We start from the raw sequence: 6,390 nt of genomic DNA, 5'->3' as shown, positions 1-6,390 counted from the left end.
CCGACTTGCCCTCAATATTGCTCGCGCTCATCCCGACACAAAAACCTCTTTGCGGGGCAAGCTCAAACGGGCCGCTTGGGACGACAGCTTCCTCGTCGACATGCTTCTGAACATGCGATAGCCCTGCCCTTCAGGGGAGGGTCGATCACGCGAAGCGCGAGCGGGGTGGGGTGATCTCTCCAATCGGGCACTGTTGGATGGGGAGAGACCGTCACCCCACCCCGTCTCGCATTTCGCTACGCTCAATGTGAGCCGACCCTCCCCCTCCAGGGGAGGGTGAAGAGCACATCACACCCTCTTCGCCTCGACCGCCATCCGCACCGCGAGCCCGGCGAGCACTGTGCCCATCAGCCAGCGCTGTACCAGCATCCAGCTTGGCCGGCTCGCGAGGAACAGCGCGATCGAGCCGGCGGCAAGCGCGATCATCGCATTCACGCTGACGCTGATCGCGATCTGGATTGCACCCAGCACCACCGACTGCGTCAGCACGCTGCCGGCGGTGGGATCGATGAACTGCGGCAGCAGCGCCAGATACAGCATCGCGATCTTCGGATTGAGCAAATTGGTGACGAACCCCATCGCGAACAGTTTGCGCGGGCTGTCGATCGCGAGCTGCTTGACCTTAAACGGCGAGCGTCCGCCGGGCTTCACCGCCTGCCAGGCGAGCCACAGCAGATAGCCCGCACCGGCGAAGCGCAGCGCATCATAGGCAAAGGGAATGGCGAGCAGCAGCGCCGTGATCCCGAACGCCGCGCACAGCATGTAGAGCACGAAGCCGAGCGCCACGCCGCCGAGCGAGACGATGCCCGCTGCCGGTCCCTGCGTGATCGAGCGCGAGATCAGATAGATCATGTTCGGCCCCGGCGTGAGCACGAGGCCGAGGCAGACAAGTGCGAAGCCGAGCAGGGCGGAGGTGTGGGGCATGGGCGAACCGGTGTGGCGACGGCACGGTTCTAATATGCGCGGCACAGCGCGGCCAGCGCGCAATTGCTCGGAGGACAATTCAGCTCACGCGGCCCGTTATGAAGGCGAACCACAGGGCGATCCCGACCAGGGCCAGGGCGAACACACGCCGAACCGTGCCGCGGTTGCTCGCGACGTCGATGATCGATTGCAGCGATCCCGCAAGCGCGACGATCGTCGCGTGGATCGAGGTCGCGATCGCGACATAGGCAATGCTGAGAACCAGGGTCTGCCGGACAACTGCTCCGGCTTCGGCGTGCACGAATTCAGGCAGGACGGCCACATAGAACACAGCGGCTTTCGGATTGAGCAGGTTGGTGATCAGGCCGCGCCGGAAGGCCGGCCACGGCCGCGCTTCGCCATCGCCTGCCGCGTCGGGCGCGATGTCCTCCTTGCCCGACCATGCCTCCCAGGCAAGCCACAGCAGGTAGCCGACGCCGCCCCATCGCAGCAGGCCGTAGAGCAGGGGCGAATGATCGATCACGGCGGCGAGGCCAAATGCCGCGATCACGCCGTAGGTCATTAGGCCCAGAGCGATGCCGGCAACGGCGGCAAAACCCGTGCGCATGCCGCTGGAAAGCGACAGTGCCGCGAGATAGGTCATGTTTGGGCCGGGTGTGACCTCGATCACGAGCACAGTCAGCGCGAAAGCGAGCAGCGGGCTGAGATCACTCAAACAGTTGGCCCCCGCGCACGATCGCTGTACCGGATCAATGCGCCTCGTCCCAGTTCGTCGCCGCGCGTGCATCCACATGCAGCGGCACCGAGAGCAGCACGGCCGGGAACGGCGCGTCCTGCATCACGTGCTGCACGACCGGCAGCGTCGCCGCGACCTCGGCGTCCGGCACCTCGAAGATCAGCTCGTCGTGCACCTGGAGCAGCATCTGCGCCGAGAGCTTCTTCTCGGCCAGGGCGTCCTCAACCCGCGTCATGGCGCGGCGGATGATGTCGGCCGCGGTGCCCTGAAGCCGCGCATTGATCGCGGCGCGTTCGTTGAAGGCGCGTACCGAGGCGTTCGAGGCCTTGATGTCGGGATAATGGCACTTGCGGCCGAACAGGGTGGTGACATAGCCGTGGCTCCGGCAGAAATCGCGGGTCTCGTCCATATAGGCGCGGATGCCGGGGAAGCGCTCGAAGTATTTCTTGATGTAGGCCGACGCCTCTTCGCGGGCGATGCCGAGCTGGTTGGCCAGCCCAAACGCCGAGATGCCGTAGATGATGCCGAAATTGATCGCCTTGGCGCGGCGCCGGATTTCGCTTGGCATGCCCTTGATCGGCACGCCGAACATTTCGGATGCCGTCATGGCGTGAATGTCGAGACCGTCCTTGAATGCCTGTTTCAACACCGGAATGTCGGCGATCTCTGCGAGCAGCCGCAGCTCGATCTGCGAGTAGTCGGCTGAGACCAGCTTGTGTCCCGGTGTCGCGATGAAGGCGCGGCGGATTTTTCTGCCGTCCTCGGTGCGCACCGGAATGTTCTGCAAATTCGGCTCGTTCGACGACAGCCGGCCGGTCGTGGTCGCTGCCAGCGCGTAGGTGGTGTGGACGCGATGGGTCTGCGGATTGACGTAGGTCGGCAGCGCGTCGGTGTAGGTCGATTTCAGCTTGGAGACCTGGCGCCACTCCAGGATCTTCTTCGGGAGATCGTGACCCTGCTCGGCGAGTTCGTCGAGCACCTGCGCGGTGGTCGACCACGCGCCGGTCTTGGTCTTGCTGCCGCCGGGCAATCCCATCTTGCCAAACAGGATATCGCCGATCTGCTTGGGGCTGCCGACATTGACCGGCTCGCCCGCGATCGCCTGGATCTCGGCTTCGACGCGGGCTGCGGTCTGGGCGAAGTCGCCGGAGAGGCGCGACAGCACCTGGCGATCGATCGAGATGCCGCGCCGCTCCATGCGCGCGAGCACCGAGACCAGGGGCCGCTCCAGGGTTTCGTAGACCGTGGTCATGTGCTCGGCGACGAGGCGCGGCTTCAGCACGCGCCACACCCGCAACGTCACGTCGGCGCCTTCCGCCGAAAGCGGTGCGGCCTTGTCGATCGGCACCTGGTCGAAGGTGATCTTGCCCTTGCCGTTGCCGAGCAGCTCGCTCTCCTTCAGCATGGCGAGGCCGAACCAGCGTTCCGAGAGCTGCTCGAGCGCATGCGAGCCGCGGCCGGCATCGAGCACATAGGAAATCAGTTGCGCATCGTCGATGTTGCGCAGCGTGATGCTGTGCTGCGCCAGCATGACGGCGCTGAACTTGATGTCGAAGCCGATCTTGAGAATGCCTGATGACTCCAGCACCGGCCGCAGCGCTTCGATCGCGTCGGCATGCTTGACCTGATCGGGCGCGAGGCCGGCATCGAACAGGCCGGCGCCACCGCCGGATTGCTTGTGCGCCAGCGGCACATAGCAGGCATCGTTCGGCGCCAGCGCCAGAGCGATGCCGCAGAGATCGGCCTGCATCGGATCGATGGAGTTGGCGCGGATCTCGATCGCGACATGGCCGGTATCGTGAATGCGCGCGACGAAGGCATTGAGCGCGGCAAGAGTCTTGATCGTCTGGTACTTGCCGCGGTCGACCGGAAGTTTTCGCAAGGCCTCTTCGCGCGCGGCGGCGAGCGAGATCGGCGCGCCCTTGGGGCTCGCGGCTTTGTCGTCCTTGCTCGCCGATTTGTTGCGCTCACCCGGCGCGGCTTGCGCCGGTTCGCCCGCTCCTGGCGCAGGCACGACGTCGGACGGCGGCAGCGGCGAGAAGACGCTGGCGCCGCTGGTATAGCCGGGATCGGCATCCACGTTCGCTGGATCGATCTGCGAATAGTCGGCGACGCGTCGCGTCAGCGTCGTGAACTCCATAGCCTTCAGGAAGGCGATCAGCTTGCGGGCGTCGGGCTCGTGGACCGCCAGATCGTCCAGCGGCACCTCCAGCTCAACCTTGTCGTCGAGCAGCACGAGCTGTCGCGAGATACGCGCCTTCTCGGCATTCTCGATCAGCGCCTCGCGCCGCTTGGGCTGCTTGATCTCGCCGGCGCGGAACAGCAATTGCTCAAGGTCGCCATATTCGACGATCAGTTGCGCCGCGGTCTTGACGCCGATGCCAGGCACGCCCGGCACGTTGTCGGTGGAATCGCCGGCCAGCGCCTGTACCTCCACCACCTTGTTCGGCGGCACGCCGAACTTCTCGATTACCTCGGCAACGCCGATGCGGCGATCCTTCATGGTGTCGTACATGGTGACGCAATCGGTCACGAGCTGCATCAGATCCTTGTCGGAGGACACGATGGTTGCGGTCGCGCCGCGCTCGCAGGCCTGCCGCACATAGGTCGCGATCAGATCGTCGGCCTCGAAGCCCACCTGTTCCAGGCAGGGCAGGTCGAAGGCGCGCACGGCCTCGCGGATCAGTGCAAATTGCGGGATCAGATCATCCGGGGCCGGCGGCCGGTGCGCCTTGTAATCGGGAAAGATCTTGTTGCGGAACGTGATTTCCGACTTGTCGAAGATGATCGCCAGATGGGTCGGCCGGTTGTCCTCGGGCATCTCGCGGAGCAGCTTCCACAGCATGTTGCAGAAGCCGAGCACGGCATTGACCTGGAGGCCGTCTGATTTTCGGTTCAGCGGCGGCAGCGCGTGATAGGCGCGGAAGATGTAGGAGGAACCATCGACCAGGAAGACGTGATCGCCCTTGCCGGCCGGCTTTGCGGTGACCGGTTTGGCAGCAGCGGGCTTGGTGTCGGCCTTGGTCTCGGACTGAGGCGTCTCAGACTTGGCGGTGGTCTTCGGGGATGTCTTGGGCATGGCCGCAATGTATGAATTTTTGCGGATTTTGACAGCCTTGAGAGGGGGAATTTTGGGCCGGCGGCGCGGCTATCCCCACTGTCATTTCGCGCATTCCACTGTCATTCCCCGCGAAGGCGGGGAATCCAGTACGCCGCGGCCTTTCCGAACGCGGCTGCTGCCTCTGGAATACTGGATGCCCCGCCTTCGCGGGGCATGACAGCTACTCCGCCGCCTGCAGCACGGCTCCCGCCTTCTTCGGCGCGATCCAGAACGCATCCGGCCGCTCGAACAGGAAATTGCCGCCGAGCCGTAACGCGGCCTGCCAGATCGCGAGCGATCCGATCACGCCGGCGATGGTGACGATCAGCGACACCGTGCCGATGTCGGGAATGACGCCGGTGCGCAGCAGCAGCGTTCGCGTGGCCGCCATCGGCAGGAAGAAGGCGAGATAGATCACGATCGAATGCTTGCCGCAGAAGCGCAGGACATTGAGCCAATGGGCGCGCGCCAGCAGCGAGCCCGATGCGATGATGGCGCAGGCGCCGGCAAAGCCGAGCGCGAGCGATACGATCTTCCATTCGCTTACGCCATAGGCGACGGCGCCGGCGTCGATGACCACCCAGCTTGCGAGTGCCACGAGCGTCCATGCGGGATGGTTGCGCGCGCGATCCGACAGCGTGAACACGTAAGGCGCGAACAAATAGCCCGAATAGAAGTAGACGAAGCGCGCGCAGAACTCGTCGATCACGGTCCAGCCGGTCGCGATCCGCGCCGTCTCCAGCGCTGCCGCAACGAGCCAGATCGCGGGCGGCGGGATCCGCCGTGTCAGTTTTGTGACGACGAAGAAGATCGGCAAGAGATAGATGAACCAGAGCGTGCCGAACGGCTCGACGAAGGATTCAAGATACAGAAGGCCGGCGTCGCGCCAGCTCGTCTCCGTTGCGAAGGCGGGCGCCTTGAAGGCGAACTGGATTGTCACCCAGACGACATAGAAATAGGCGAAATGCACCACCTTGCGGTCGAGATAGGTGCGCCAGTCCCGGTCGATCACCAGGGGCAGGAACAGGCCCGAAATCAGGAAGAAATCCGGCATCCGGAACGGCTTTGCGAAGGCCACCAGCACATGCATAAAACCGGTCTCGCCGGCGGCGAGCTCGACCCCGAGCACCGAATGCATCATCACGACCATGACGATGCAGATGCCCTTGGCATAGTCGATCCAGTCGACACGCGCGGCAGCCGGGGCCTTGAGTCCCCCGCTCGCAGCGATTGTGCCTGATGGTGCCATGGTGTCCCTTTTCGAGGCGTGTTCCGGCCGGCTCTGTCTGGACTTTGAGCAGTCTTGGGGCAGTGTGGCGCCATGCGGCTTACGATTTCTTTACCGGTACAATTCGTGTGCCGGTTTTTGCGTACTGACTGTTCCCCCACCCCGGGAAAATGCTAAACCGCCCGCATTGGCGTTTCGTTAACCAAGGCAGACAGGTTTTTTCCATGCGAATTGCGATGATCGGCACGGGCTATGTGGGACTGGTGTCCGGAGCCTGCTTTGCGGATTTCGGTCACGACGTCACCTGCGTCGACAAGGACGAGAAGAAGATTGCGGCGCTCCATCGCGGCGAGATCCCGATCTACGAGCCCGGCCTCGACGAGCTGGTCGCGACCAATGTCA

Annotated in this window: 5 protein-coding genes and 1 pseudogene; 2 read left to right on the top strand and 4 right to left on the bottom strand. The window is 64.1% G+C overall.

Features of this window, described 5'->3' with window-relative positions; all coding sequences use genetic code 11:
- Window positions 1–121 (top strand): annotated as a pseudogene (locus GWG65_RS39775) (ISAs1 family transposase); the annotation flags it as partial.
- A 167-nt stretch (window positions 122–288) separates the two neighbouring features.
- On the opposite strand, the gene GWG65_RS39770 reads toward GWG65_RS39775, so the two are convergent.
- The 4 genes from GWG65_RS39770 to GWG65_RS39755 form a co-directional block, all read right to left on the bottom strand.
- Window positions 289–924, bottom strand: a complete 636-nt coding sequence (locus GWG65_RS39770; RefSeq protein WP_275200850.1) for a LysE family translocator — start codon at window positions 922–924, stop codon at window positions 289–291.
- Window positions 925–1,003: 79 nt separating this feature from the next.
- Window positions 1,004–1,639, bottom strand: coding sequence for a LysE family translocator (locus tag GWG65_RS39765; protein WP_275200849.1), 636 nt, complete (start codon window positions 1,637–1,639; stop codon window positions 1,004–1,006).
- Window positions 1,640–1,673: 34 nt separating this feature from the next.
- Window positions 1,674–4,739 (bottom strand): DNA polymerase I, encoded by a 3,066-nt coding sequence (polA, locus tag GWG65_RS39760; protein ID WP_275200848.1) that lies wholly within the window; start codon window positions 4,737–4,739, stop codon window positions 1,674–1,676.
- Window positions 4,740–4,941: 202 nt separating this feature from the next.
- Window positions 4,942–6,009: an acyltransferase family protein gene (locus GWG65_RS39755; RefSeq protein WP_275200847.1), complete on the bottom strand. Its 1,068-nt coding sequence runs from the start codon at window positions 6,007–6,009 to the stop codon at window positions 4,942–4,944.
- A 203-nt stretch (window positions 6,010–6,212) separates the two neighbouring features.
- On the opposite strand from GWG65_RS39755, the gene GWG65_RS39750 reads away from it, so the two are divergent.
- Window positions 6,213–6,390 (top strand): NAD-binding protein (locus GWG65_RS39750; protein WP_342760716.1); only part of this gene is annotated, 178 nt, incomplete at its 3' end.

This window comes from Bradyrhizobium sp. CSA207, assembly GCF_029051685.1.
Classification (GTDB): Bacteria; Pseudomonadota; Alphaproteobacteria; order Rhizobiales; family Xanthobacteraceae; genus Bradyrhizobium.
Note: the sequence above shows the minus strand (reverse complement) of the source record. Positions and strands in the feature narration are given on the sequence as shown.

What these genes read in the sequence shown, in the direction of transcription:
- GWG65_RS39755 (WP_275200847.1), bottom strand. Translation starts at nt 6,009, where the DNA reads ATGGCACCATCAGGCACAATCGCTGCGAGCGGGGGACTCAAGGCCCCG.
- polA (WP_275200848.1), bottom strand. Translation starts at nt 4,739, where the DNA reads ATGCCCAAGACATCCCCGAAGACCACCGCCAAGTCTGAGACGCCTCAG.
- GWG65_RS39770 (WP_275200850.1), bottom strand. Translation starts at nt 924, where the DNA reads ATGCCCCACACCTCCGCCCTGCTCGGCTTCGCACTTGTCTGCCTCGGC.